The organism is Myxococcales bacterium (assembly GCA_022563535.1).
Lineage (GTDB): Bacteria > Myxococcota_A > UBA9160 > UBA9160 > UBA4427 > DUBZ01.
The window spans coordinates 1-24,101 of the sequence record JADFNE010000029.1 but is presented as its reverse complement, the minus strand read 5'-3'; the positions used below and the strand labels follow the sequence as shown (position 1 = coordinate 24,101).

Sequence of the window (24,101 nt, the reverse complement as noted above, 5' to 3'; positions counted from 1 at the left end):
TTCGAACTGAATTTTCTTAACGTGATTCTGGAGGGCCGGTGGAAACCGGCGGCGGGGTCCCGGCCTCGATATCCAGTTCCGGTTCGAGGTTGCGAAGAAAGACGTGGTCCGGGGACAGCACCATCGTTGTGCCCTCCCTCAGGGTCTTCCGATAGGCCTCGAGGCTCCGAACGAAACCGTAGAACTCGGGATCTTTTTTGTACGCGCGCGCAAAGATACTCGCCGCACGCGCATCACCCTCGCCACGAATCCGCTCTGACTCTGAGCGCGCATATGCCAACGTCGTGATGGCCAGACGATCTGCAGTCGCGCGAATCTCTCGCGCCATGCGCTCACCCTGGGCTCGATGCTCGCGGGCGAGTGCGTTGCGTTGCTCGCGCATCTGCGCGTACGCCGCATCGAGAGCGTTGGGCGGAAGTTCGGTGCGATTGAGACGTACGTCCACGACCTCGACGCCGGTGCCCTCGAGCCGCGCAGTACTCTCCTGGTGGAGCGTGCTCAAGACCTCTGTACGCGCGAGCAATTGCGCAAGATTCAACTCACCAATCTTCGCCCCCACCAGCGACTTGATGGCTTCCTGGATGCGGACCTCGGCGGCGGCCACTCCGGTTGGATAGTTGCGCAAAAAGGTCAGAGGATGTGTGATTCGCCAGACGGCGTAGTAGTCGATGATCAGCTTTTCGTTATTGGCGATGACGACCCGAACCGGCGGAGCATTCAAATAGTGCAAACGCCGGTCGAAGGTGTGAACCCTATCTAAGAATGGGATCTTCCAGACGGTGGGATCCCAACCAGGCTTGGTGATTTCCGCTCTGGGTCCCATAATTCCGACTATGACCTTGTACTCATTTTCCTTGGTGATCACGATCGGCCCGTAGCCATACTCTCCGGCCCAGATCAACCCGACGCCGCTCGCCACTACGATCAGCACTGAAAGAATGAAGCGCCCCACTAGCGTGCTCCCTCAACAGCCGGAGCACTTACGGCGGGCCTAAAAGGATTGGGCAGCGACAGCATGGGGAGCATTTGAACAGTATCGGGGTCCACTACGATCTTGTTGACCCCGCCCATGAAATCCTCCATGGCTTCGTAGTAGAGCCGTTGTCGAGTGACCCCTTTGGCGTTTTGATACTCCGCCAACAGCAACTCGAAGCGCACGGCCGCACCGGTGGCCTCGAGCACCTTGGCCTCCCGGTAGGCAATTGCACTTTCGCTCAACTCGACGGCTTCGGCGCTCGCGCGCTCGCGGGTTTCCCGGGCATCACCTTCCGCGACGGATCGAGATCGATCTTTGTCCTGTTTCGCCGCAACGACGTCGTCGAAGGCATCCTGGACTTGTGCTGGAGGCTGCGAGCTTTGGAGCTGAAATGAACGAATCTCGAAGGCGGCCTCGCGTCCTTCGCCACGCGAGTAGCGAGAAAGGATCTCCTCCAGGACGCTTCTGGCAGCGGCCTCAATGCCCGAGCGATTGCTCGACAGCACTTCATCGATGCCGTGTTGCCCGATGACTTCGCGCATTGCAGCCTGAGCGGCGTCGTGCAGGGTCTGGACCGGCTCCTTCAAACTATATAGGTAAGTAAATGGATCCTTCACCCGGTACTGGACGACGTAGCTAGGGATGACGATGTTACTGTCGGAAGTCTGGACCTCGTTCTGGTGAAGATCAACGATATCCGAATTTGCGGAAACAGAATCGTCTCGTTCAAGGCCGAACTCGAGTCGCCGCACCTCGGTGACATTGAGCGTTTTGTGGTCGCCCAATGGAACGGGGTATCTCCAGTGAATCCCTTCGTCGTATACCGTCTCGTGATAGCGACCGAGGAAAAGTACCACCGCTGCTTCGCCCGGTTGCGTGTAGTAGTACCCGGTTGAACCCCAAGTCCCGATGACGCCGAGCGCCAATAGTACGACGAACCCATTGAAGAGGCTGCGCGCCGCCGAGCGGCGGATCTTCTGATCGGTATTGAGCTGGTCGTCCCCGCCGCCGGACACGTTACGAAGTTTCTTCCGGAGTCTCGGCGGGGGTCTTTGCCGCGTTCTCTTGCTTCACCATCTGATCGTAGAATGGACGCAAGAGATCCATCGGCACCGGGAAAATCGTGGTCGAACTATTCTCCCCTCCTGCGATTTCCGCCAGGGTTTGTAGATAGCGAAGCTGCAAACCCGTCGGCTCCGATGCCAACACACGCGACGCATCCGCCAACCGCTGGGCCGCCTGGAACTCGCCCTCAGCGAGTACGATCTTTGCGCGCTTTTCGCGCTCCGCCTCAGCTTGCTTCGCCATCACGCGCTGCATGTCAGTCGGAAGATCAATTTGCTTGACCTCGACCGCACGCACCTTGATGCCCCAGGGCTCGGTCTGCAAATCGATGATCTCCTGCAGCGTGCGGTTGATTCGCTCGCGGTCGGCCAACAGCTCGTCGAGTTCGGCCTGGCCGCAGACGCTGCGCAGGGTGGTCTGGGCCAATTGCGAAGTACCGTAGAGGTAGTTTTCGACCTGGATTATTGCCTTTTCTGGATGCAGTACTCGGAAGTAGAGCACGGCATTGACCTTGATGGACACGTTGTCCCGGGTGATCACTTCTTGCGAGGGAACGTCCATCACGATTTCGCGAAGACTGATTCTGACCATCCTATCTACACCGGGAATGATCCATTTCAGCCCCGCAGTTTTGATACCCGCGTAGCGCCCGAATCGAAACACGACGCCGCGATCGTATTCAGTAATGATCCGTACGCCGAGAAGCCCCACCGCAGCCAGGCTTCCGAGCAGAATCATGAAGAAAAGTTCCATGAAATTTCCCCCCTCTACGTATTCAACGTCCGGTGCAGCATAGGCGACTCGTCGTCGCCACGGCAGGCGTATTTTGGGCGCGACGGGTTCGCTCTATTATTGCCCGGCGCGACGCACAGTCATACGCAGTCCGTGAATCTCGGTCACCTCGACTGCTTCACCTTCTTCGACGTCTGCATCCGCTTGAGCGTTCCAATACTCTCCCCGGACGAAAACTTTGCCATCCGGCTTGAGGGGGCTCACCGCCTTGCCAACCAATCCCACGAGCTCGTCGACACCGACGATTTGATTGACCAGCATCACCTTGCCCACGGAAAAGACAATCAAGCCCCCAAACAATGCCATCGCCGCGACGGCCGGGACCAAAACACTCCAAAATGACACGGTGAGATCGCTGAGATCGGGCTGATCAAAAATCATGCTCCCCCCTAGCAGCAGGCACATCACCCCAAGCGCAAATAGGGCTCCGAATGCACTGACGTAAAGTTCCGCGGCAAATAACGCAAACCCGGCCAGCACCAGGATCAGCCCGATCCAGTCGAAGGGCAGGATCTGAAAGGCAATGGCCGCGAGGATCATGCATACAATGCCCATCACCCCCGGTACGATCAAACCGGGGCTGTTGAACTCGGCGTAGAGTCCGAGACCTCCCGCCATGAAGAGAAGCATCGCAACGTTTGGATCGCCGAGGAAATTAAAAATCTTCTGAACCAGGCTCATTTCGAGATTGACTGCGGGCAACCCGGCCAACTCGAGTGTCTGATCTTTGCCGTCGACGCGCACGACACGCCCATCGATATTTTCGAGCAACTCGCGGCGGTTTTCCGCAATGATGTCGATCACTCCGAGTTCGAGGGCCTTGGTTTCGCTCACTGCCACCGACTCTCGCACGGCCTTGACGACCCACTCGACATTGCGGTTCCGTTCCTGAGCGATCGATTCCATCATCGCCGCCAGGGCGTTCTCTGCCTTTTCCATCCCCACGTCTACGGACCCGGCCGCCCCCGCACCCTTGTCGGATTCGCCCTGGGGCTTGCGTTCAGTACCCCCTCCGGCGGACACGGGATGCGCCGCACCAATGCTGGTTCCCGGCGACATCGCGGCAACGTTCGCCGCGACCGTGATGAAAGTCCCCGCGGAAATCGCCCACGCGCCCCGGGGTGTGACGTACACCACGATGGGTACCCGCGCGTTCAGCATCGCCTGCAGGATGTCCCGGGTAGATGAAACGAGTCCGCCGGGGGTATCGAGTTCGATCAGCAGAATTGCTGCCCCGTCGCCCTCACTGCGCGCGATTGCCTCGATCAGGTAGTCCGCTGAGGCAGGGTTGATCGAGCCCCTGATACTCGCAACGTTGATGTGTCTACCGCCGGTCGCCGCCACCGCCTGACCCAACAGCAGTGCAGCGCCAATGGACAAACAAAGTATGGAAAACCCCCGGACCGATAATCTCAAACGCGCTCTCCCAGCAATTTCTCGACCCGATCGAGCAACTCTGCGGCGACCTGCCCTTTCGGGAGCAACGCCAATTCTTCGATCTCTCCCCCGGGCCAGACGAATGACACTGCGTTCTCGTCGACATCGAACCCGGCATCTCGGCGAGAGACGTCATTGGCGACGATGAAATCACAGCCCTTGCGAGCCAATTTGCGTTGGGCCGCGGGGATCACGTCGTGACTCTCGGCCGCGAAGCCAATCACCACCTGGCTACCGTTGGTTTCCGCGACCTTCGCACACACGTCGGCCAGGATGTCGGGATTGGGGATCAAGTTGATCTGGATTCCAGCATCCGGGTCCAGGTCTTCTTTTTTGATTTTGCGTTTGTGCGGCGACGCCGGTCGAAAATCGGCAACCGCGGCTGCCTTGATCACCACCGTGGCACTCGCCAATTCGCGCATCACCGCTTCGTGCATCTCGAGCGCACTGCCGACGTCGATCCTTCTGGCGCCGGCCGGGGTATCGAGCGAGGTCTGGCCCGCAACGAGAACCACCTCGGCTCCCCGGCGCAAAGCCTCGCGGACGATTGCGAAGCCCATCTTGCCCGAAGATCGGTTCGTCACGCTGCGCACGGCATCGATGGGTTCTACCGTGCCGCCGGCGGTCACCAACACGACCTGCCCTGCAAGACTCGGTGCCGTGAGCAATCTCTGGGCGGCTTCGGCGATCACCTGGGGATCGGACATGCGTCCTTCCCCCTGCCAACCACACGCCAGTTCCCCGGTGTCGGGCCCAATGGTCGCGACGCCGCGTTCCCGCAGTTGCGCAAGATTGGACTGCGTTGCGGGGTGATCCCACATGTTGACATTCATTGCAGGGGCGATGAGCACGGGCACTTGTGTGGCGAGCAGCACCGCGGTCACCAGATCATCGGTAATCCCATGCGCCAGTTTCGCGATTACGTTGGCCGTGGCCGGTGCAACGATCACGAGTTCGGCCCAGTCCGCGAGAGCGATGTGGTCGATGACTCCGCTCTCGCCGGAGTTGAAGAGATCGTGACCTGCAGGATGTTGGCTCAGTGTTTCGAGGACCAGAGGTGAAACGAAGCGAGTGGCTTCCGGGGTGAGCACGCAACGGCACGAATGGCCGGCATTGGTCAGAGCCCGCACCAACTCAGGTATCTTGTAGGCCGCGATCCCCCCTGTCACAGCGATGACAATGCGTCGCGGATCCATCGCTCGACTCCCTGTGCGAAGGCGTGTCTACCCGGGGACGCGGCCGGAGTGAAACGCTTCAATATCGCGAGTTTACACAACGAAGATCAAGGGTCCAACGAGCCCAAAGACCCCTCAGTTGCCCAGTTTTTCCTGCAACCGCTTGGCGATGGACGGGGGAACAAAGTCGTCGACGCTGGCCCCGAATCGGACCAGTTCCTTGAGTCGAGATGAGCTGACGTAGAGGTACTCCTGGCGACTCATCATGAATATGGTCTCGAGATCGGGCTCGATGTGACGGTTCATCAATGCCATCTCGAACTCGTATTCAAAATCTGACATCGCCCGCAGACCACGAATGATGACCGTAGCCCCCATGGCTTTGGCGTGGTCGACAACGAGCCCCGAAAACCCCTCAACGCGTACTCGGTCCATGTTCGCCGTCACCGTGTTGAGCATCTCCAGCCGCTCTTCGAAGCTGAATGTGCCCGTCTTGCCCAGGTTGATCGCAACTGCGACCACGACTTCGTCGAACACCTCTCGAGCGCGTTCGATCAAATCAATATGACCGTTGGTCGGTGGATCGAAACTGGCCGGAAACAACGCGACCGTCGCAAGACGCTCGGCGGTGTTGTTCTGGGCATTGCTTTCCTTGGAACTCTCTGAGGCTGCACTCGCGTCGCCGTCCCGCCGCTTCGCCATCTCTACTCCCCGAGCGGCGCGCAGCCGCGTGATTCTCGTATCTCCGGTCGCCCGTTCGTCGACGATTTCCAGGTCGAAATCGGAGACCGCCGGCAAAGGATGGCGTTTTGCGCTCTCGACCACCAGCGTCCCATGACTCTCGAGCAAGCCCCCGCGACCAATCAGCGCGAGCACGTCGCCGAACTCCGTGGAGTCGTAGGGAGGATCCATGAAGATCAGATCAAACTGCTCCCCTCGCCCAGCCATTTGCTTGAGGCTTGACTTCACCTCGCCTCGGATCACCTGGCTGACCGCACCGAGCTCCAGGTTCTCTAGATTCTTGGCCAGAATGCGCTGGGCGGCCCGGGCACGCTCGACGAACACCACGGCGCTGGCCCCTCGGGAAATCGCCTCGATTCCCAGGGCACCGGTCCCCGCGAAGAGGTCGAGCACCCGACAATCACCCACATCGCCCAGGCGCGAAAATATCGACTCGCGGACTCGGTCCGAGGTCGGGCGAACGCCGCTCGAAGGCGACTCCAGGGCCCGGCTTCCGAGATATCCCGCCACTACCCGCACGAAAATTCCCTCCTGCGCCAAAAAAATAACCCGGCGACAATATTTTCTTTGCGATCGATCAGGATCCGTGCGCTCAACTGGAATTACAAAGTAATTCGACACAAAATCGAAAACCGGGGGTTTCACCTTAGTTGCAAGCCAAATTATACCCATTCGCCCAGTCAACGATATCTCGAAAATGGGCCTGTGCGATTCCCGCCGGGGCAAAACCCAAACCTCGTTGCTGAATTGCGCAGCCTATCCGATCACGACGTGCAAAAATAAGACACGTGCATGTGTCGCGACACATTTTTGGGGTTGAATCGTCCGTGACCGGTGTATACACTGCGAAGCGAACCGACAAATTAAACATGATCGTGGTCCGCACCATCGCGCCGAAGAGACCAGACGAGAGAAGAGAGACGAGAGAAGAGAAGAGTCGCACCACCGAGTATCGGCGAAGTTTTGCGTATTCATACTTTGAACATTAATGTTTCAACGCCGGTCTTCTGACTCCAGCCCCACACAAAGCGCGTGCCCGAAGTGCGTGTCGTTTGCGCAGCTCATGCAGCCTTGCGGTTCAGAAGTACAAATTAGTGTCAGTCCGATGTCAAAACGAATACTGATGGCCAAGATCGACACCCAATTTCACTTCAGCATCGGCAATCATCTACGCAACAAACAGCAGCATCTAACAAGCAACAAACAACAAACAACAAAAGAAACAGGAACAACAAAGGGGTAACGATGGCCTCCAACGTAGTGACGCGCCTCAAGCGCAAACTTCCCGAACGAATTTCGCTAGTACGTGGCGATCGCTCACAACGACAGTTCGCCCGGGATCTGGGCGTATTTCAGCAGAACGTAAATCGCTACGAGAACGGAACGACTCCTCACACCGATTTTCTGATTACGCTGGCCGTAAAAGAGCAGGTGAGCCTCGACTGGCTGCTGCTCGGCAAAGGTCGCATGAAAAAGAAGTAACACCCGGAGATCAGGAGAATCGCAGTGGACTCGTAGACTTCAATCTGTCTGGAGTCTCCGAGCCCGCTGCGGCCCTCCCCGCCCCACCGCCGCCTCGGCCTGCCTGGTCGTTTCCCATCAGCTGCCTGTGAGCTGCCGACCCGCAATTTTATTCACCGTCGACGCGCTGCCTTGTTTTGAGAAACCGGCTACTCTCTCCCTCTGAAAGGCCGCCCCTTTCCCCCTTTCACTTGCAAGCAGCCATGCCCCCCATATATCTGACACCACAGACGAATCCGCGCCTGAGTGCTCGAAGGCACGCTTCTTGCTCTATCCAGGAATCAACTGGACAGATTTCAAGCGATGTCCCGACCTTGAGGTTCAAGCGTTTCATGCTCCATGCTCTGGCTATTTCAACATTGCTGCTGACCGTTGCAGACCATTGGACGACCTACCTGTGCCTGCGCGCTCCAATCGCCGGCTGGCAGGTCATCGAGGCGAACCCCGCAGTGGAATTACTCTTCCGTGGAACCGGTTTGGTGGGCGGATTGCTCATTGACGGTGTCTTTACGGTCTTTGCGGTGGGCTTCGTTCTATATACGCAGCGCTTCCCAAAGCGCGCCAAGGAAGCATTTTTGGGCTTCATCACACTGATCACCGGCTACGCCGTCGCCAACAATCTCCAGGCCATCTCGGCTCTGGGCATTTCACCATTGGGACTGAGCTGATGGTGCAGCGACTCATTCTGGCCAGTCTTTTGTTGTGGGGACTCTCTTACGCGTTCGGTGGCCCCACCGGCCCGGAGATCTTCGAGGGGACAGATCTCCCATCGGTGGGTGCAGCCCCGGTCGCGCAGTCACCGGCGACATCAGACCAGCCGACAGACCTCGATGAGCGTGCGGTGCTCAGCTTCTTGCGCAGCCGTCACACCGGAATGTCTCGACTTGACGAAGAAAACGTGGCCCGAACAATCGTTCGCGAATCCCGGCGCTACGGCCTCGATCCGGCGCTGGTTTCGGCGGTAATCCAGGTTGAAAGCGGGGGGTATTACCTCGCCGTGTCGCACATGGGCGCCATGGGGCTGATGCAGTTGCTCCCGGCCACGGCAGAAGAGTTGGCGGTCAATCTCAAGCTGGATTGGCGCGGTCCGGACTCACTCTTCGATCCCGTCCTGAACGTTCAGCTCGGCATCGCGTACATCAAACAACTCGCCGATCGCTATGGCGACGTTTCGACTGCGCTCGCCGCGTACAACTGGGGTCCGACCCGGATCGACCGCCGCATTCGCAAAGGCAGCGGCGTCCCGTCGATCTACAGCAAGCGCGTCATGAAGGCCTTCAACCTCGCGTCGATTCGACGTCAGGCACCGCCGGCTCGCGGCTAACGGCCCCTCCCCCAATCTAGTTCGCACGACCTGCGGTCAGCAGCGACACAAAATTGTCGATCGCGTCCATCGCGGCCGAATCCCCGTGCTTGCAGCCGTTCGCGAGAACCGAAAAGACCACCCGCTCTCGGCGCCCTTGCGGGTTTGGGGATTTGATTGCGGCATATCCCGACAGCCCGGTCACGCCGTTCAAGAGTCCGGTCTTTGCGCGAACCCAGTCTTGTGCGCCTTCTGCCCTTTTCTCGAGGGTTCCGTCCCGGGCGGCGATGGGAAGCGACGTCACGAATTCGGGGCCAAAGCGAAACGAATCGAGGCCCACGCGCAGGGCTGCCACCAGCGCCCGGGGTGATACGCGATCGTGATAGGACAACCCCGAACCGTCGACTAACTTGAACCCAGCCGCTGGAACACCGCGAGCAATCAAACGTCTACGCATTTCGGGAACACCGGCCTCCCAGGTCCCGACTCCCCCATTTGCCAGGGCGCCGAGATTCTTGACCATCGACTCCGCAATTCCATTGTTGCTGAACTTCATGAGGAGCCGAACGATCTCTCCAACCGACCGTCCCTTGAAACGGTGCAGCGCAAAGGCTGATTTGGGTGCGACCCCGGCGCGAACCCTGCCCGCTACTTCCACACCCACTGCCGCGAGTTGTAGCTTTAGCACCGCTCCGGCGTAGCGGTCGGGATGCAGCACGCTTCGGTAGTAGGTCTTCGACGGGTCGCCGACCCGCACGCCCCCGCGAATCGTCACAATTTCGCTGTTCTTGCCCTCCGACCGATCGACCACGAGGCTGGGGCGTTCGCGCTTTCCGAGGGTCTTGCCGTGATTCGAGATCTCGAGATAAGAAACTGGCGGATTCACCGTCACGCTGACCGGATCCCCAATCTTTGCCCCCGGCCGGACGGTCACTGCAAAGCTCCCATAGTTTGCGTTCAAGGCGCCAACCGGGGCGTGATACGCCCGCGAAGAGATCCCTTCGACGCTGGGGTGCCAGCGCAGCCGGTCGAAGAGCGCGTCGTCGAGCAGCAAATCGCCACTTACCCGCTGTAATCCCGCGTCTCGCAATTCGCTGGCGAACCGCCACCAGTCCTCGCTGGTGATGGTGGGATCGCCGCCGCCGCGCAGATAGAGTTTCCCCACTTCCCCTTTGGGCCCGGGCGACACGTCGCTCGAGATTGTGGTCTCAAAGCGATGGCTCGGCCCAAATGCGTCGAGAGCCGCAAGCGCTGTGAGGACTTTGGCGTTGGAGGCGGGAATCATCAGCCGGTCGGGGGTTCGCGCGTAGAGCACGGCTCCGTCGCGCTGGCGCACCACCAGCGCCGACACTTCTGCCCCCTGCAGGCCCTTGCTCGAAAGCACCCGGTCCAGTGCTCGGACCCAGGCATCGCCCACGGCGGCTTGCGGCCTGCCGGCGAAAGCAACACCTCCGGCCGCTGGCACGACGAACACCGCAGCCAGTGCCAATGCCGAGGTCAAGACCAGGGCGAGTGCGCCACCGCACAAGATTCGAAACGTGATTTTCTGACTCTGCATTTGACCTCACCGAAAACCGGTTACAATTCTCGCGGGCTATCTCCGGCGCCGCAGGTGACGGAGACTCCCAGAATGCTGCGTCGGACAACGTGTAGTCTTCGACTTTGATTGGGGGGATCGAACAACTCGGTTCGACTCTCCAAGGATATCTGGGAGAATGTCGCTCGGCAATTTTGCAACACCTGCCGTGCGGCGCTGGACTGGGGGGTTCCGGTGCTCAATTGGGTCTGGCTCGGGCTGATTCTGACATCGATCGTTTATGGGGCCTTTACGGGTCAAATGAGCGAAGTCTCGCTCGCCATCAGCAACGGCGCAAAAGATGCGTTTACCCTGGTGCTGGGGCTCGTCGGCGGCATGGTTTTCATGCTCGGCATCATGCGCGTGGCATTCGACGGCGGGCTGCGCGACATCATTGCAAGGGTTTTGGCACCGCTGCTGCGCAGACTGTTCCCCGACATCGCCCCTGACCACCCCGCCATGGCGGCCATGGTGATGAACATGGCCTGCAATTTGATGGGGCTCGGCAACGCCGCGACGCCCTTCGGCATCAAGGCCATGAGCGAGTTGGCAAAGATCAACCGCTACCCGGGGGCCGCGAGCAACGCGATGGTGCTGTTCCTGTGCATCAACACTTCATCGATCAACTTGTTCCCGCCGACCGGCACCATCTTTGTGCGGGCTGCCGCGGGATCCATGAACCCGTTTGCGATCTGGCTCCCGACCCTGTTCGCCACGATTTGTTCGACCCTCGCCGCAGTAGCCTTCTACTTTCTCCTGGTCAAGCTCCCGATGTTCCGGCACCGACCGGCGGACGCTGATTCCGCTTCATCCCCGGGCAACGCAGATTTTGGCGGCTTCGATGCAGACGATGTCGAGATCCCCCCGACGCAGGAGTTCGGCCCGATGGGCCCGCTGCGGACGGTGATCGTCCTGGGGATGTTGATCCTCACCGCCGTGGGGCTGGGAATCGACGTCAATCGACAACTCGCAGACAAGTCCTTGGCGGACGTATTCTTTACGGTCGCCAACGCCTGGAGTTTCCCGCTGCTGATCGGCGGCCTGCTGTTGTTCGGTTTTGCAAGGGGCGTACGGGTGTACGAATCCATGGTCGAAGGCGCGAAGGAAGGGCTCACCGTATCGGCGCGTATCGTGCCTTACCTGGTGGCGATTTTGACCGCGGTCGCGATGTTCCGCGCATCGGGCGCGCTCGATTTTGTGATCGGCCTGGTCAACCCGTTCACCAGCCCGTTCGGGGTCCCAGCCGAAGTACTACCAATGGCCTTGTTGCGTCCGTTTTCGGGATCAGGTGCATTCGGCATCATGAGTGAGACTCTGATGGTCCACGGCCCCGATTCGTTCATCGGCTACCTGACCAGCACGTTACAGGGATCCACCGAAACCACCTTCTACGTGCTGGCGGTATACTTTGGCGCGGCGCGGATCCGCCAGGGGCGTCACACTTTGCTCGCCTGTCTGGCCGGGGATTTCGCGGGCTTTGCCGGTGCGGTAGTGGCATGTCATCTCTTCTTCAGCTGAGCAGCGAGGAGCAGCACAACGCCCTGGACGGGCTGGTAAAGCGCAATCTCTCTACCGCAATCGTACAGATCGAATCGATCGCGCCGGGTCTGGGCAACCGACGCTTCTTTCGCCTGCGACTCGCGGAGACAACCACCGCCGGGCAACCCGCCAGTGTGATCGCACGGGCCGAAGCGAAAGAAGACCCCTTCAAACGCGCGGAAGGTGTCCCCAGCGAACCCCCGCTAGCCCCTCTGCTCGAATACCTCGAAACCGCGGACATTCCGGTTCCCAAACATTACGGCGGCAGTGCAGAGTTGGCCGTCGAACTGCTTGAAGACGTGGGTTCTACCAGTCTCGAAGCTGAGGTGGGCACGGCCTCGCGAGCCCTTCGCCTGGAACTCTACGGCGAAGCCTGTTCGCTGATCCCGCGTCTGCAGCGGCTCGAACCCCCGCAACCATCACTGCCCGCGTTCGAGCGACGACTCGACCGACCCCTGTTCAACAGCAAAGCCGGTCGTGTCGCGATCTGGGCGCTGCCGTATTGGCTGGGGCGAGACCCCAGTCAAGCCGAACTCGAAGTTGTTTACGCAACCTTTTCGCACATTGCGGACGTTTGCGAGCCAGCGCCGATGCGATTTTCCCACCGAGACTTCAAGGCTGCCAATATCCACCTTCGCCCCGAAGCCCCAAAGGGGGAACGTCTGGTCTTGATCGATTTTCAGGGCGCCTTCATGGCGCCGCCGGAATACGATCTCGTGTGTCTGCTGCGCGACAGTCACGTGCAGCTTCCAATCGAGGACGTCATGACCCAGCTCGAAGCAACGCGACCGGCGCTGCCCGACGCCCCCGACCCCGATGTTTTCAATCAACGCTTTACCTTGCTTACCCTCACGCGAGTCGCAAAGGATGCAGCCCACTACATCCGCGCCTTCACCGCAGAGGACGATTCGCGCTATCTCGGTTTTCTGCCGGCGGCTCGCGAAAGCCTGCGAGAGGCGTCGTCTCGTGCGGCGAGTTGGGACCCTGTGCTGCAGCGCTTTGCGGATCTAGTAGACGAGCTGCGGGAACCGACAAACGGGCACAGCGAGAATCCCTCATGACCCGGGCCATGATTCTGGCTGCCGGATTGGGCACGCGCATGCGTCGGCTCAGCGATCTATGCGCCAAGCCGGCCCTGCCCGTGCGCGGAACGCCGGTGATCGCATTCTTGTTGGAGCTATTGAAGAGCCATGGCGTGAGCGAGGTTGTGGTCAATCTCCACCATCGTCCAGAGAGCATTCGCGAGGCTGTACACGCGTTCAAGCCGAGCGGCCTCGAAGTTACGTTCAGCGAGGAGACCGTACCCCTGGGAACTGGGGGCGGAATCCGTCGGGCCCGCGATTTCCTGATGGGCTCAGACCCGTCTCTCGTGCTGACGGGCGACATGCTTCTCGACATCGACCTCTCTGGGTTGGTTTCCCGTCATCAGAAGCGTGGAGACCTCGCTACCCTCGTCTTGTGTGAAGATTCAAGGGTCGATCGATTCGGTTCGATAGGCATCTCGGAGGGGGGCGCTGTGCGGCGCATCGCCAACAGTCTCGATCTGGGGCAGGAACACGCCTCAGGCGTATTCACCGGCGCCAGGGTGTTTTCGCGAGCGGCTCTCGAAAGCCTCCCGGAGCGGGACTGCTTCGAGGATCTGCGCGACTGGTTGGTGCCGCTGCTCGAGGAAGGAACTGGCGGAGTGACGGGCGAACTCCTCGCGCAAGACCGCTGCACCTGGGAACCGGTCGGAACCCCCGAGGAATACCTCCGGGTCAATCTGCACCCGCCAGCACTTTCGTTTTTCGACTACGACGCCCGGGCAAGAGAACGAGGCGTCATGCTTGACGACGAGTTGGTGATCGGAGCACGAGCCAAGATCGGCGACGACGTCCAGCTCACGCGCTGCGTCGTCTGGGATGGCGAAGAGGTGCCGACCGGAACCGTGGCCAACGATGGCGTCTTCGCCCAGGGGCAATTCATTTCGTGCGGAGAGCACTCGTGAGCGAAATTCATTTCATCGGAACCAGCGACGCCTTTGGGGCTGGCGGAAGACGCCAGTCGGCGTTTCTGCTGCGCGATCCGAACGGCACCTTGATGGTCGATTGCGGGGTCACGACCAATACCGGATTGATCGCGGAAGAAATCCGCCGAGACGAGATTGACGCGATCGTGATCAGTCACTTTCACGCCGACCACTTTGGCGGCATTCCGCTCTTCCTGTTGGCTGCTCTCTACGAAGATCAGCGCAAGAACCCGTTGGTGATTGCAGGACCGCCGGGGATCGAGAAGCGGGTGATCGAGTTGGCCGCGGCCATGGGACATCCCATACCTGGGCGAAACTGGTCGTTCGCGATCCAATACAAAGAACTTCCAGCCGGTCGCGCAACCGAGGTCGGACCTGCAACCGTGACTTCATTCGAGACTTTTCACAACAAGGACGTGTGTCCCCACGGTCTACAGATTTCGATTGCAGAGAAAAACATCGTCTATTCGGGAGACACAGGATGGTTCGATGCATTGCCCGAATATGCAAACGGTGCAGATCTGTTCGTCTGCGAATGCACCTACTGCACAGCGGGCTTCGAAATGCACCTGAGTCTGGATCTGCTCGAAAAGAACAAAGCTCTGTTCCAGTGCGAACGCATGATCCTCACCCATCTCGGCAGCGAAATGTCGAAGGCACGCAATGACCTGAACTTCGAAATCGCCGACGACGGTTGGCGGGTCAAGCTTTAGCCCGACCCTTCCCCGGCGTAACCACGCCGAGTACCCCAGCCCGGCGCGCTCCCGTGCAGCGCGGCAAATGGTTGGGAAGTCCGAGCAGCGCATTCCTTCCCATCAACGAAAAAGCCATGGCCTCCGCCGCCTGACCCGGCACACCGTGGGCGTCGAAGCGATCGATCGCGACTCCGGGCAGCGCCGCAGCCAAGGCATCGAGGAGCGCGGGGTTTGCAGCGCCCCCGCCGCCGACGATCAAGCGATCAATTGACTTTGCGGTGGGATCCTCCCGGGGCAGAAGTTCACGACATGCCGCCCCGATCGATTGAGCGGTAAAAGCAACCAGGGTTGCGACCAGATCATCGGAATTGCGCCCGGCGTCGTGTGAATCACTGACCAGGGCCTCTGCGGCTGCCGAGCCATAGCGTTCGCGTCCAGTCGACTTGGGCGGAGCTTGTTGCAGGTAGTCGTCGTCGAGCAGTGCCTCGAGCAGGGCTGCATCCACGGTTCCGCGACGCGCTCTCTCTCCATCGCGATCCATCCGCTCTTGCCCTTGCGTCTGGAGAGAGATCACGCCATCGATCAAAGAGTTGGCCGGGCCGGTATCAAAGGCCAGGACTGCGTCTGGATCCTGACTGCTCGGAAGCCAGGTGATGTTCGCAATCCCACCGAGATTGAGCACGACGCGATTCTCCTTCGATGAACTGAAAGCCGCGAGATGAAAGAAAGGCGCCAACGGTGCCCCTTCCCCTCCCAGGGCGATGTCCCCGGAACGAAAATCTGCAATCGTGGTACAGCCCGTGCGTTCCGCGATGACCGAGGGATCACCGATCTGCAGCGTCGTTCGCTGCTCCGGATGATGGGCCACCGTCTGACCGTGGGACGCCACCGCGTCGATTGCGTCGAGGGATACGCTTGCTGCTTTCGCAGCCTCGATGGCGGCCGCTGCGAACAACTCCCCGAGTTCGACATCGAGCGCCGCGCATTCTGACAGCACTGGCCCCCCCGCCAGCGACGCGGCCGCGAGAGCGTGGATACGCTTTTGCAGGAGCGCCGAAAACGGAGCCTCGACATGGGCCAACAAGCGGAAGGGACTGGTCTCTCCCGAGTCCGGCCACGCTACCAACGCGGCGTCGATTCCATCCGCGGACGTTCCCGACATCAGTCCGATGACCAACATTGAGACAACGATAGCGGGCCGGGTCCGATCGCACATTTGTATTGACGGCCTATTCTATGTCGTCTCTTTGTCGTCGAGGAGTCAACTCGCCATGACGCCGCCTGAAAAAAAGCAAGACTTCATACCCGCCCTTCGCTTCCGGTCGCTCACTCGATACTTCGACTGGGTGCTGGACAAGACCTTGAAGGAAGACCGCTTTCGTACACTTCTCATCGACCAGGCGAACATCGAGCCCGGGCAGCGGATACTCGACATCGGTTGTGGCACCGGCACCCTGGCCATCATGCTCAAGCAACGATTTCCCACCGCTCACGTCACGGCGCTAGACGCCGACCCGGACATCCTTGCCCTTGCGCGAGCAAAGGCCGACCAAGCCGGCTGCGAGATCGACTTCCAACAGACGCTCGCCTGGGAGGCGGACTTTCCACCGGAGTCCTTCGATCGGGTGCTCTCGTCCCTGGTCCTTCATCACCTTCGCCCCGGAGATAAACGCCGAACGCTGCAGGCGGCCAAGGAATGGTTGCGTCCGAAGGGCGAACTCCATATTGCTGACTGGGGTAAGGCCCAGAATCTGTTCATGCGCTCGGCTTTCTTCGCGGTTCAGTTGCTGGATGGGTTCGAGACCACGGCGGAGAACGTCGCCCAGGGGCTCGTTCCTTGTATCGACGAGGCGGGGTTTTCAAATTCCGAGGAGACGCACCGGGAAGCAACGATGTTTGGGACGCTTTCGCTTTATCGCGCGGGGTGTGCCTAGACATCATGTCGAGACACTTCCCCACCCAGTTGACAGAACCGGTCTTCACCCGAATACTCCTCCGGTCTTGGGCGACCTGAGAGCAGATTGACCCCAGGTGAGCGATTCGCGGGCCGGGCGTCCATGGGAAACCCTCCGGCTCTTCGCTCTCTCGCGCTCGCCGACTGTCCACAGATTCGCGTGGACTGCGCGGACATCGTTGAATGTATTGGAGAAATCGGGAATGAATGACACCTCTCGCAGTCAGGGTTGGGGCATCTGTATTGGGGCTGGGGTGGTCGCGCTGCTCTTTGTCATTGGCGTCTTGAACGGGAGCTATCTCGCTCTGGCGATTCCGGTGGCGGTCCTCACCCTGTTTGCACTCGGGTTGACGGCCTGGGTCGGGTTTACCATCGCGACGATTCAGGTCGAGGCGGAACCCGTTCCCGAGGTTGAGGCCGCAGACGAGGGCAGCAACAACACCGTGGACGAAACGGACGGTGCGGCGTCGAACAGCTAGCTGCAGGGGTTCGCCCCGAGCGGGCGAGTTTGTGAATGCCGGAGGGGCTCAGTGCGGATCGCTCTACTTACATATCGCGGAAACATGTTTTGTGGCGGCCAGGGGATTTATGCCGCCTATCTCGCCAAGGAGTGGAAGCGGGCGGGGCACGACGTGCACGTATTTGCCGGGCCGCCCTACCCCGAACTCGAAGACGACATCCCGTTGCACAAGATCCACAACGACAATGTATTCGGTCGGGAACATCCGGACTACTTCGATCCCGAGCGTCCTTTCTCTCTGCTCCGCCCCCTCAGCTTATGGGAGCTCGGCGCTTCGCGCTTTGGCGTGTTTCCCGAGATGCAGACCTTTGGCTTTCGCTTGATGATGCGCTGGAAGACCTTCCAGGAGAAGTACAACTTCGACATCGTCTTCGACAACCAGTCCCTGAGTTGGGGATTGCTGGCGATTCAGGCGATGGGGGTCCCGGTTGTTTCGGTGATCCACCATCCCCTGCACATCGACCGCGAGGCGGATTTCACGATTGATCCGCGCCTGGTCAAGAAGATTAAACGCACGCTCTACTTTCCGCTCTTCATGCAGCAGCAGGTGGCGCCGCGACTCGCGTCCATCGTGACCGTGAGTGAAGCATCGCGTAAAGAGATCGAGCGCTACTTCAAGATCCCCGAAAAGAAGATCCCGGTGGTGTACAACGGGACGGACTGCGAGATCTTTCACCCCTGTGCGGATGTCGAGAAGGACGCCGACTTGCTTTTCGTCGGCCGCACCGAAGATCGCAAGAAGGGCATCGGCACCATGATCGAAGCCCTTTCGCTTTTGCCCGAGCACATCAATCTCAAGATCGTCGACGGCCGCATTCCCGAAAACGGTTTGGTGCCGCGTCTGATTCGCAAGTATCGACTCGAAAACCGCGTCACCATCATCGACGAAATGCTCACCCGGAACGATCTCGTGCGCGCCTACTCGAGCGGTCGCGCAGCGATCGTGCCTTCGTTCTTCGAAGGCTTTGGCTTTCCGGCCAGCGAGGCCATGGCGTGTGGCCTGCCGGTGATCGCCAATGCCGCCGGCGCGCTACCCGAGGTCGTGGGCACCGATGGCCGCTGCGGACGACTGGTGCCTTCGCGAGATGCCCAGGCCATGGCCCGGGCAGCCCGAGAGATCCTGCTCGAACCCGGTAGGGCCGAAGAAATGGGCCGAGCCGCACGGCGACGGGTTGAACACGTCTTCCGCTGGGACGACGCGGCCGCGAGTCTGGTCGAAGTTTTCAAGGACACCATTCGTGCTACTCACCGTCGATCTCGAGCGGCTTAAGGTCAGTCCCGGCGATCTCGTCCTCGACGCCGGCTGCGGCGAAGGTCGGCATTGCTTCGGCATGCTCGATCGGGGCGCTCGCGTCGTGGGGTTCGATCTCGACCACGCTTCCATGCGCGACGCTTCGAAGCGTCTGCGCAAAGAGGCCGCAGCGGTGTCGAGCCTCGGTGAGATGGCCCAGGGCAACATATTTCAGCTTCCGTTTGCCGACGGGACCTACGACCGGGTGATCTGTTCCGAAGTGATGGAGCACGTCCACAGCTATCAAAGCGCCGCCGTGGAACTCGCCCGGGTGACCAAGCCCGGCGGCCTGCTCGCCATCACGATCCCCACCGAGACCAGTGAGCATTTGTATCTGAGACTGGGCGACGAGTATTTCGAAAGTCCCGGCGGACACATCCGTATCTTCAAACCCAAAGAACTCGCCAGGGCATTGGCCAGGGCCGGACTCAACACCTTGGGGGTCGGCTTTGCCCACGGCTTCCACACTCCCTACTGGATACTGCGCTCCATCATGCACCTGCCGGACGCGGACGAAAGCGTGTTGGTGCGCGCCTATCGCAACTTTCTGATTCGAGCGACGGGATCCAAGCTGATGGATCGGCTGGAAAAGGGGCTCAACTACGTGTGCCCGAAGAGCCTGATCCTCTACGCCGAAAAACCCGCGCGCGCCCGGCGTTAGCGGTCACTGAGAGGTCATTGAGCATGTTGCCCGAAAGGACGCGCCTGTGCTTCGTGGCCTACCGCGGCAACATGAACTGCGGCGGTCAGGGGGTTTACCTCTGGTTTCTGAGCCGGGAACTCGCGCGTCTGGGTTTCGAGATCGACGTTTTCGTCGGCCCGCCCTACCCCGACCCGATGCCCTTTGCCGAGCGCGTTCATCAGATTGCAAACCAGGAGCATTGGGCCAAGTGGTTTAGCCGCGACTACGCCGGGATGCTGCCCGCAAAGAATCCTCTCGGCGCCTTCAAGCCGCTGAATCTCTATGAATTGGCGGCCAGTCGCATGGGATTTCTACCGGAACCCTTTGCCTTTAGCCTTAGAGCCTTTGCAAGCATCAGTGCGCGGTTGCGGGCGGGCCAGCGTTGGGATCTGATCCACGACGTCCAATGCCTGGGTTATGGACTGCTGGGGCTGCGCGCCATGGGGATTCCCATCGTTACGACCGTGCATCATCCATTGACGGTCGACCGCAGGGCTTCGTTTGTTCGCGACACGAACTTCATCGAAGCCGTCGGCAGCATGCAGTTCTATCCCATCGGCATGCAATCGTTCGTGGCGCGTCGCATCGATCGCGTGTTGACCTCATCCGAGTGCAGCGCTCGACAGATCGCAAGCGACTTCGGCGTCGAACCGCACAAGATCACCAACGTCTGGAACGGCCTCGACACCAGTCTCTACTCTCCGGATCCAGCCGTCGCCAAGAGCGAGAGCAATGTCCTTTGCGTGGGCCGGGCATCCGACCCCAACAAGGGGATCCGAACCCTGATCGAGGCGCTGGCAAGGATCCCCGAGCACATCACCTTGACCCTGGTCGACAACGACCACCCGGGCAACGAAGTGTTCAAATGGGCGCGCAAGGCGGGGGTCGCCGATCGGCTTCGCGTCACCGGCCGTCTCCCGATCGACGAATTGATTGGACACTACCGTGCGGCTGCTCTGGTCGCGGTGCCGTCTCGCTATGAGGGCTTTGGCCTGCCAGCCGTCGAGGCCATGGCGTGTGGCACCCCGGTCATCGCCTGCGCGGCCGGAGCGCTGAGCGAAGTGATGCTGCAGACAAAGGGTGGCATCACGGTGCCGATCGACGACGCCGAGGCGTTGGGCAACGCAATTGCCGAACTGATGGCCGATCCCCAAAGACGCCGCACCCTGGCAGATAGCGGCCGCGCTCGGGTCGATGAGACATTTTCGTGGCAGCGAATCGCCGGGCGAACCGCTGAGGTCTACGCCGAGGTGTTGGCCGAGCGACGGGGGCGACCGACGACGACGATTACATCGGCGAGCACCGGAGCAAATCGCGCCAACCGGTCGAGTGCGCGAACGCAGTGAGTGGCCACGCGCTCCGGAAGCTTGTTGAGCAACCCGGCCCATCCCGGGAGCCCCCAGGCGACTGAAATGCCGCGGAACTCGTCGATCAGCAGGTGACGCCCAGCCTGCTCGCGAATCAGATCGATTTCATAGCGCGTAAAGTGATCGCTTGGCGCGTCGTATCCGCGCCGTTCCCGGATGACCGACATGCCGAGCCAATCCTGGCGGAAATCGTCGACCGCGCGACCGACGCGACAGGAAAGGGATTCGAAATTGGCGATGGCCAGGACGACCCGCCCGTCGGTTGCGGTGACTCGCGCCATTTCGGCAATCGCCTCTTCGGAGCGATCGAAGTGGTCTATGGCTCCCTTGCAGATGCACGCGTCGAAGGCGCCCGTCGCGAAGGGAAGTTGATCGGACCAACACTGCACCCAGGCGGGCATCTCGATCTTCTTGTCTTCGGCAAACATTCGCGCCATGCCGATCATCCGTCGACTGGGTTCGGCACCCACCACCCCGGCTCCGCGAACTGCCATCGCGATGGTGTCTTGTCCGACACCACTGGCCACGTCGAGCACCCGGCGACCAGGCCCCGGAAGCGCGGCATCGATGGTTTCCGATGTCATGCGTTCAAACAGGAACTCACTATCGCGCGACAATCCGGTGGGAATCACGTCACTCATGTCTCGATCGAGATCCACTACTCGCATGGCGCGCACCATAGCAGCCCTACCGGCCGTTCGCGGTCGCAGGTGCGGGCTGCCAGCGCATTTTTTGGTGTCATTCGACGTGCCGTGATCGAGCCAAATTTCGAGTCGCTTTCAACCACCAGCGCGATACCTTGTCGTGAAGCCATGACACCCAGCTCCGACGCAGAAGGGCAAAGAGAGCCCGATCGAACCGCTCATATTGGCCCGCCGGTCGGAGACGCGGCTGGCTCCTGGGACAGCCAATCGCTGACCGCGCGGCTCTACTCGTTTCGCTTTACCTACGGCGCGATCGCGGTGCTCATCCTCCTCTACATCTTTACCATCCGCTCGCTCGAGACCTACCTCCGCGGTTACTTCGGCGAATTGACCGCGATGGCGCTCACCATTACCGACCTTGAAGTTCCGATCGCGCAGCGGATCAGCTCCACGATCAACATGTACAACCAAAATTCAATTTGGACGTCGTTAGTGGGCGTCCGGGTAGCGACCACCGTGATCGGCCGGGACGGTTCTTCGCTGATCTATGTCGCGGGCCGCGCCGCGATCCCCCCGCCCGAGCGATACGAACTCGCGAGCATCCTCGCCGAAGCCGAACGCTTGTTGCCCGCAACTGCGCACCTCTCCGTTTCAATTCCGCACAATTCCCTGCTCGCCAACTCGATCTTGATCTTCTACGCCGTGCTGACCATGCAGGCTCTCTGGATCCGCAATCGTGTGCTCGCCCGACGCCAGCGACATCTCCTCGAGCAGTCCATTCAGCAACGTGAAGCATCTGAGTATCGAACCCGCAAGATCCAATCCGAACTCGATCAAGCGCGCGGACAATTTCAAGCCATCGAGCCCAGCGAGCCCGAACACCTCGTTGAAGTCAAGCAGTTGCGGCATGAGAGAAAGGGCCTCGAAGAAAAGCTCGTCGCTCTCGAGACGCGCGAACTCGAGCTTCGAGAAACCGCCTCCCGGAACAGCGAACTGGGCCAGGAAATCACTGCGCTCGAAGAACTGCTCGAAGAGGCCAGCGAAGACCTGGCCTCCCGACAGACTGTGATCCAGGAGCTCGAAAAGTCGGTAAAGCGCGCGTCAAAGGGCGTTGCGAGCCAGGAGTCGGTTCGCTCCCGGGAATCGGAAACCCTGGGCAGAAGATTTTCTGTGCTCTACAAGAATCTCGAGATCGACGATCGCGCGATTCACGACATCGTCGCCTTGCGCGACGAGGCGATGAAGCTCAAGTGCGAAGAAAAACTCAAACGCCTGAACGACGAAGCGGACAACATATCGGTGCGTCGCAAGGTCGGCGGCATCCCTCCGCATCTCACGATTTTCGAAATGGGATTCCCGGTCAAGGGACGGCTGTATCTGTACGACGTTCAACTACCCGAAGAATCTCAAAAAGGAACTTGAATTCGAGGACAAATGATCCCCGGCGTTCACAAGCAACGATTCTACACCCGCGCGCAACTGCGGCTGCTTATGTTCATGGATCGGTGTGGGTTGGACGCTGGGGCTTGTGACGAGGTGATGCTGAAGCAGTACCCCCGGCTGCCCGGCTGGTATGACTCGCTGATGGATGAAGACATGATTACGCCAGTGGAGCGCTTGGACGATCAGGAGTGCGAACAGGTTCAGCGGGCCGTTGGGGAGATGGCCAGGCTGCTGGGAAGGAGGGGAGGCTGATGACAACGAGATTGCAAACCCGCGCTGCCTACCTGATTCATTGGCAGGATGAGACGGTGTCAGGGTGGAGTGTTGGCATGGAGAATGTGGACCACAATTTCGTGGGCTACTTTACGCCCGTACAGTTTACGGAGAAGATCAGGGAATGGCGGCGGCAAGGATTGCTGACTGCTGGGTGTCACGCACGCAGGGGCGCTCCCTGCACACTGGATAAATGCAATAGGAGGATCTGACATGGACGCCAAACGCCGGGCAGCGATTGCCCAACTGGTCGCGGACGCGCTGGTGGAAAGGAAGCGGGACAAGAAGCACTACCATTATGTATTTATCTGCGGACAGGATATTGTCCCCTTTGACAGAGCCGATGCGCAGAATCCGCCGTACCGGTTCGCCACGGAGAGTCAACTCCGTCCGCAACAGCTTCAAGCCGCTGATTCCACGGGCCAGCGCGATCACCATCAACAGCCCGCCGGAACACCGCGCAATGACAGTGCCGAAGACGATGCCGTCGATGCCCAATGGCGGCAAGGGACCGAGTCCGAAAACCAGCAACGGCGAAATGATTAGGTTCAGCACGCTCACCATGCCGAGGATGAGCATCGGCGAGCGGGTGTTGCCGGTCCCGCGCAAGGCGGCCGCTCCGATCAGGCTCAAGCTGCTGAAAATGTGCCCGAAGGCGTCGATTCGCAGATAGCGGACGGCGATCTTGTATCGCGCGCCCTCCATTTCCAGAAACCACGCCAGCCAGGGAGCGGACAGGAAGAACAGCAGGCAGACCGCCACCCCCATCACCAATGAAAGCGCCATCGATCGGTTAGCGATGCGGTTCGCCTCGGCGTGCTCGTTTGCTCCCCAGTGACGCGACACCAATGCCGTCGTGCCTACGCCGACAAAACCGAACAGCATCGTGGCCAGCCAGCCCATGTAAGCAGCGATTCCGATCGCCGACGTCGCGTGCTGGTTGAGTTCCGACGTCGGATCGGGGCTGAGATGCCCGGACAAGAACAGATCGACGAAGCCGACGAACGAATTGAGGAACTGCTCGGCCAACACCGGCAAGGCCAGCAGAAACAGCGTCCGTCTCAGGTCGCCGGTCAGGACGGCCGTTGCCCGTCGGCCG

The 24,101-nt window shown here is 60.2% G+C and carries 24 protein-coding genes; 14 read left to right on the top strand and 10 right to left on the bottom strand.

Features of this window, described 5'->3' with window-relative positions; all coding sequences use genetic code 11:
- Positions 1-16: 16 nt before the first annotated feature.
- The 6 genes from IH881_10915 to coaD form a co-directional block, all read right to left on the bottom strand.
- Positions 17-952 (bottom strand): protease modulator HflC, encoded by a 936-nt coding sequence (locus IH881_10915; GenBank protein ID MCH7868197.1) that lies wholly within the window; start codon positions 950-952, stop codon positions 17-19.
- Entirely contained in the window at positions 952-1,992 is a 1,041-nt protein-coding gene (gene hflK / locus IH881_10910; protein MCH7868196.1) for an FtsH protease activity modulator HflK, read from the bottom strand. The genes IH881_10915 and hflK overlap by 1 nt, the downstream gene beginning before the upstream one ends.
- 1 nt (position 1,993) lies before the next feature.
- A complete protein-coding gene (locus IH881_10905; protein MCH7868195.1) occupies positions 1,994-2,794 on the bottom strand; it encodes a slipin family protein in 801 nt (266 codons plus the stop codon).
- Positions 2,795-2,890: 96 nt separating this feature from the next.
- On the bottom strand, positions 2,891-4,249 hold the full coding sequence (locus tag IH881_10900; protein ID MCH7868194.1) for a nodulation protein NfeD: 1,359 nt from the start codon (positions 4,247-4,249) through the stop codon (positions 2,891-2,893).
- Positions 4,246-5,466, bottom strand: coding sequence for a bifunctional phosphopantothenoylcysteine decarboxylase/phosphopantothenate--cysteine ligase CoaBC (gene coaBC / locus IH881_10895; GenBank protein MCH7868193.1), 1,221 nt, complete (start codon positions 5,464-5,466; stop codon positions 4,246-4,248). The genes IH881_10900 and coaBC overlap by 4 nt, the downstream gene beginning before the upstream one ends.
- A 114-nt stretch (positions 5,467-5,580) precedes the next feature.
- Complete coding sequence (gene coaD, locus IH881_10890; protein MCH7868192.1) at positions 5,581-6,705, bottom strand: pantetheine-phosphate adenylyltransferase; 1,125 nt, start codon at positions 6,703-6,705, stop codon at positions 5,581-5,583.
- 726 nt (positions 6,706-7,431) lie between these two features.
- On the opposite strand from coaD, the gene IH881_10885 reads away from it, so the two are divergent.
- The 3 genes from IH881_10885 (at position 7,432) to IH881_10875 (ending at position 9,031) form a co-directional block, all read left to right on the top strand.
- Positions 7,432-7,668 carry a helix-turn-helix domain-containing protein gene (locus IH881_10885; protein ID MCH7868191.1) on the top strand — a complete coding sequence of 79 codons (237 nt, stop codon included), beginning with the start codon at positions 7,432-7,434 and terminating at the stop codon, positions 7,666-7,668.
- A gap of 353 nt (positions 7,669-8,021) precedes the next feature.
- The gene (locus IH881_10880) at positions 8,022-8,375 is read left to right on the top strand and encodes a hypothetical protein (GenBank protein MCH7868190.1); all 354 of its coding nucleotides are present in this window, start codon (positions 8,022-8,024) and stop codon (positions 8,373-8,375) included.
- Positions 8,375-9,031, top strand: coding sequence for a lytic transglycosylase domain-containing protein (locus IH881_10875; GenBank protein ID MCH7868189.1), 657 nt, complete (start codon positions 8,375-8,377; stop codon positions 9,029-9,031). The genes IH881_10880 and IH881_10875 overlap by 1 nt, the downstream gene beginning before the upstream one ends.
- Positions 9,032-9,047: 16 nt before the next feature.
- On the opposite strand, the gene dacB is transcribed toward IH881_10875, so the two are convergent.
- On the bottom strand, positions 9,048-10,568 hold the full coding sequence (dacB, locus tag IH881_10870; GenBank protein MCH7868188.1) for a D-alanyl-D-alanine carboxypeptidase/D-alanyl-D-alanine-endopeptidase: 1,521 nt from the start codon (positions 10,566-10,568) through the stop codon (positions 9,048-9,050).
- A 279-nt stretch (positions 10,569-10,847) separates the two neighbouring features.
- On the opposite strand from dacB, the gene IH881_10865 reads away from it, so the two are divergent.
- From IH881_10865 to IH881_10850, 4 genes are read left to right on the top strand one after another with little or no spacing between them, the layout of a single operon-like run.
- On the top strand, positions 10,848-12,104 hold the full coding sequence (locus IH881_10865; GenBank protein MCH7868187.1) for a spore maturation protein: 1,257 nt from the start codon (positions 10,848-10,850) through the stop codon (positions 12,102-12,104).
- Entirely contained in the window at positions 12,083-13,186 is a 1,104-nt protein-coding gene (locus IH881_10860) for a phosphotransferase (GenBank protein MCH7868186.1), read from the top strand. Before IH881_10865 ends, IH881_10860 begins: the two co-directional genes overlap by 22 nt.
- Complete coding sequence (locus IH881_10855) at positions 13,183-14,112, top strand: NTP transferase domain-containing protein (protein ID MCH7868185.1); 930 nt, start codon at positions 13,183-13,185, stop codon at positions 14,110-14,112. Before IH881_10860 ends, IH881_10855 begins: the two co-directional genes overlap by 4 nt.
- The gene (locus tag IH881_10850; GenBank protein MCH7868184.1) at positions 14,109-14,846 is read left to right on the top strand and encodes an MBL fold metallo-hydrolase; all 738 of its coding nucleotides are present in this window, start codon (positions 14,109-14,111) and stop codon (positions 14,844-14,846) included. The genes IH881_10855 and IH881_10850 overlap by 4 nt, the downstream gene beginning before the upstream one ends.
- Here IH881_10850 and IH881_10845 read toward each other — a convergent pair.
- The gene (locus IH881_10845) at positions 14,836-15,990 is read right to left on the bottom strand and encodes an anhydro-N-acetylmuramic acid kinase (GenBank protein MCH7868183.1); all 1,155 of its coding nucleotides are present in this window, start codon (positions 15,988-15,990) and stop codon (positions 14,836-14,838) included. The genes IH881_10850 and IH881_10845 overlap by 11 nt on opposite strands.
- A gap of 109 nt (positions 15,991-16,099) precedes the next feature.
- On the opposite strand from IH881_10845, the gene IH881_10840 reads away from it, so the two are divergent.
- The 5 genes from IH881_10840 (at position 16,100) to IH881_10820 (ending at position 20,621) form a co-directional block, all read left to right on the top strand.
- Positions 16,100-16,762, top strand: coding sequence for a class I SAM-dependent methyltransferase (locus IH881_10840; GenBank protein MCH7868182.1), 663 nt, complete (start codon positions 16,100-16,102; stop codon positions 16,760-16,762).
- Between the two features lie 223 nt (positions 16,763-16,985).
- A complete protein-coding gene (locus IH881_10835) occupies positions 16,986-17,261 on the top strand; it encodes a hypothetical protein (protein MCH7868181.1) in 276 nt (91 codons plus the stop codon).
- A gap of 51 nt (positions 17,262-17,312) precedes the next feature.
- On the top strand, positions 17,313-18,572 hold the full coding sequence (locus tag IH881_10830) for a glycosyltransferase family 4 protein (GenBank protein MCH7868180.1): 1,260 nt from the start codon (positions 17,313-17,315) through the stop codon (positions 18,570-18,572).
- Positions 18,541-19,254: a class I SAM-dependent methyltransferase gene (locus tag IH881_10825; GenBank protein MCH7868179.1), complete on the top strand. Its 714-nt coding sequence runs from the start codon at positions 18,541-18,543 to the stop codon at positions 19,252-19,254. The genes IH881_10830 and IH881_10825 overlap by 32 nt, the downstream gene beginning before the upstream one ends.
- A gap of 23 nt (positions 19,255-19,277) precedes the next feature.
- The gene (locus tag IH881_10820; GenBank protein ID MCH7868178.1) at positions 19,278-20,621 is read left to right on the top strand and encodes a glycosyltransferase family 4 protein; all 1,344 of its coding nucleotides are present in this window, start codon (positions 19,278-19,280) and stop codon (positions 20,619-20,621) included.
- Here IH881_10820 and IH881_10815 read toward each other — a convergent pair.
- Positions 20,516-21,322, bottom strand: a complete 807-nt coding sequence (locus tag IH881_10815; protein MCH7868177.1) for a methyltransferase domain-containing protein — start codon at positions 21,320-21,322, stop codon at positions 20,516-20,518. The two genes, IH881_10820 and IH881_10815, sit on opposite strands and share 106 nt — an antisense overlap.
- Positions 21,323-21,454: 132 nt before the next feature.
- Between IH881_10815 and IH881_10810 the strand changes: the two genes are divergently transcribed.
- Entirely contained in the window at positions 21,455-22,708 is a 1,254-nt protein-coding gene (locus IH881_10810) for a hypothetical protein (protein ID MCH7868176.1), read from the top strand.
- 12 nt (positions 22,709-22,720) lie between these two features.
- Complete coding sequence (locus IH881_10805) at positions 22,721-22,981, top strand: hypothetical protein (protein MCH7868175.1); 261 nt, start codon at positions 22,721-22,723, stop codon at positions 22,979-22,981.
- Positions 22,982-23,119: 138 nt separating this feature from the next.
- Here the strand turns inward: IH881_10805 and IH881_10800 are convergent.
- The coding region (locus IH881_10800) for a polysaccharide biosynthesis C-terminal domain-containing protein (GenBank protein MCH7868174.1) at positions 23,120-24,101 on the bottom strand (982 nt) is incomplete at its 5' end.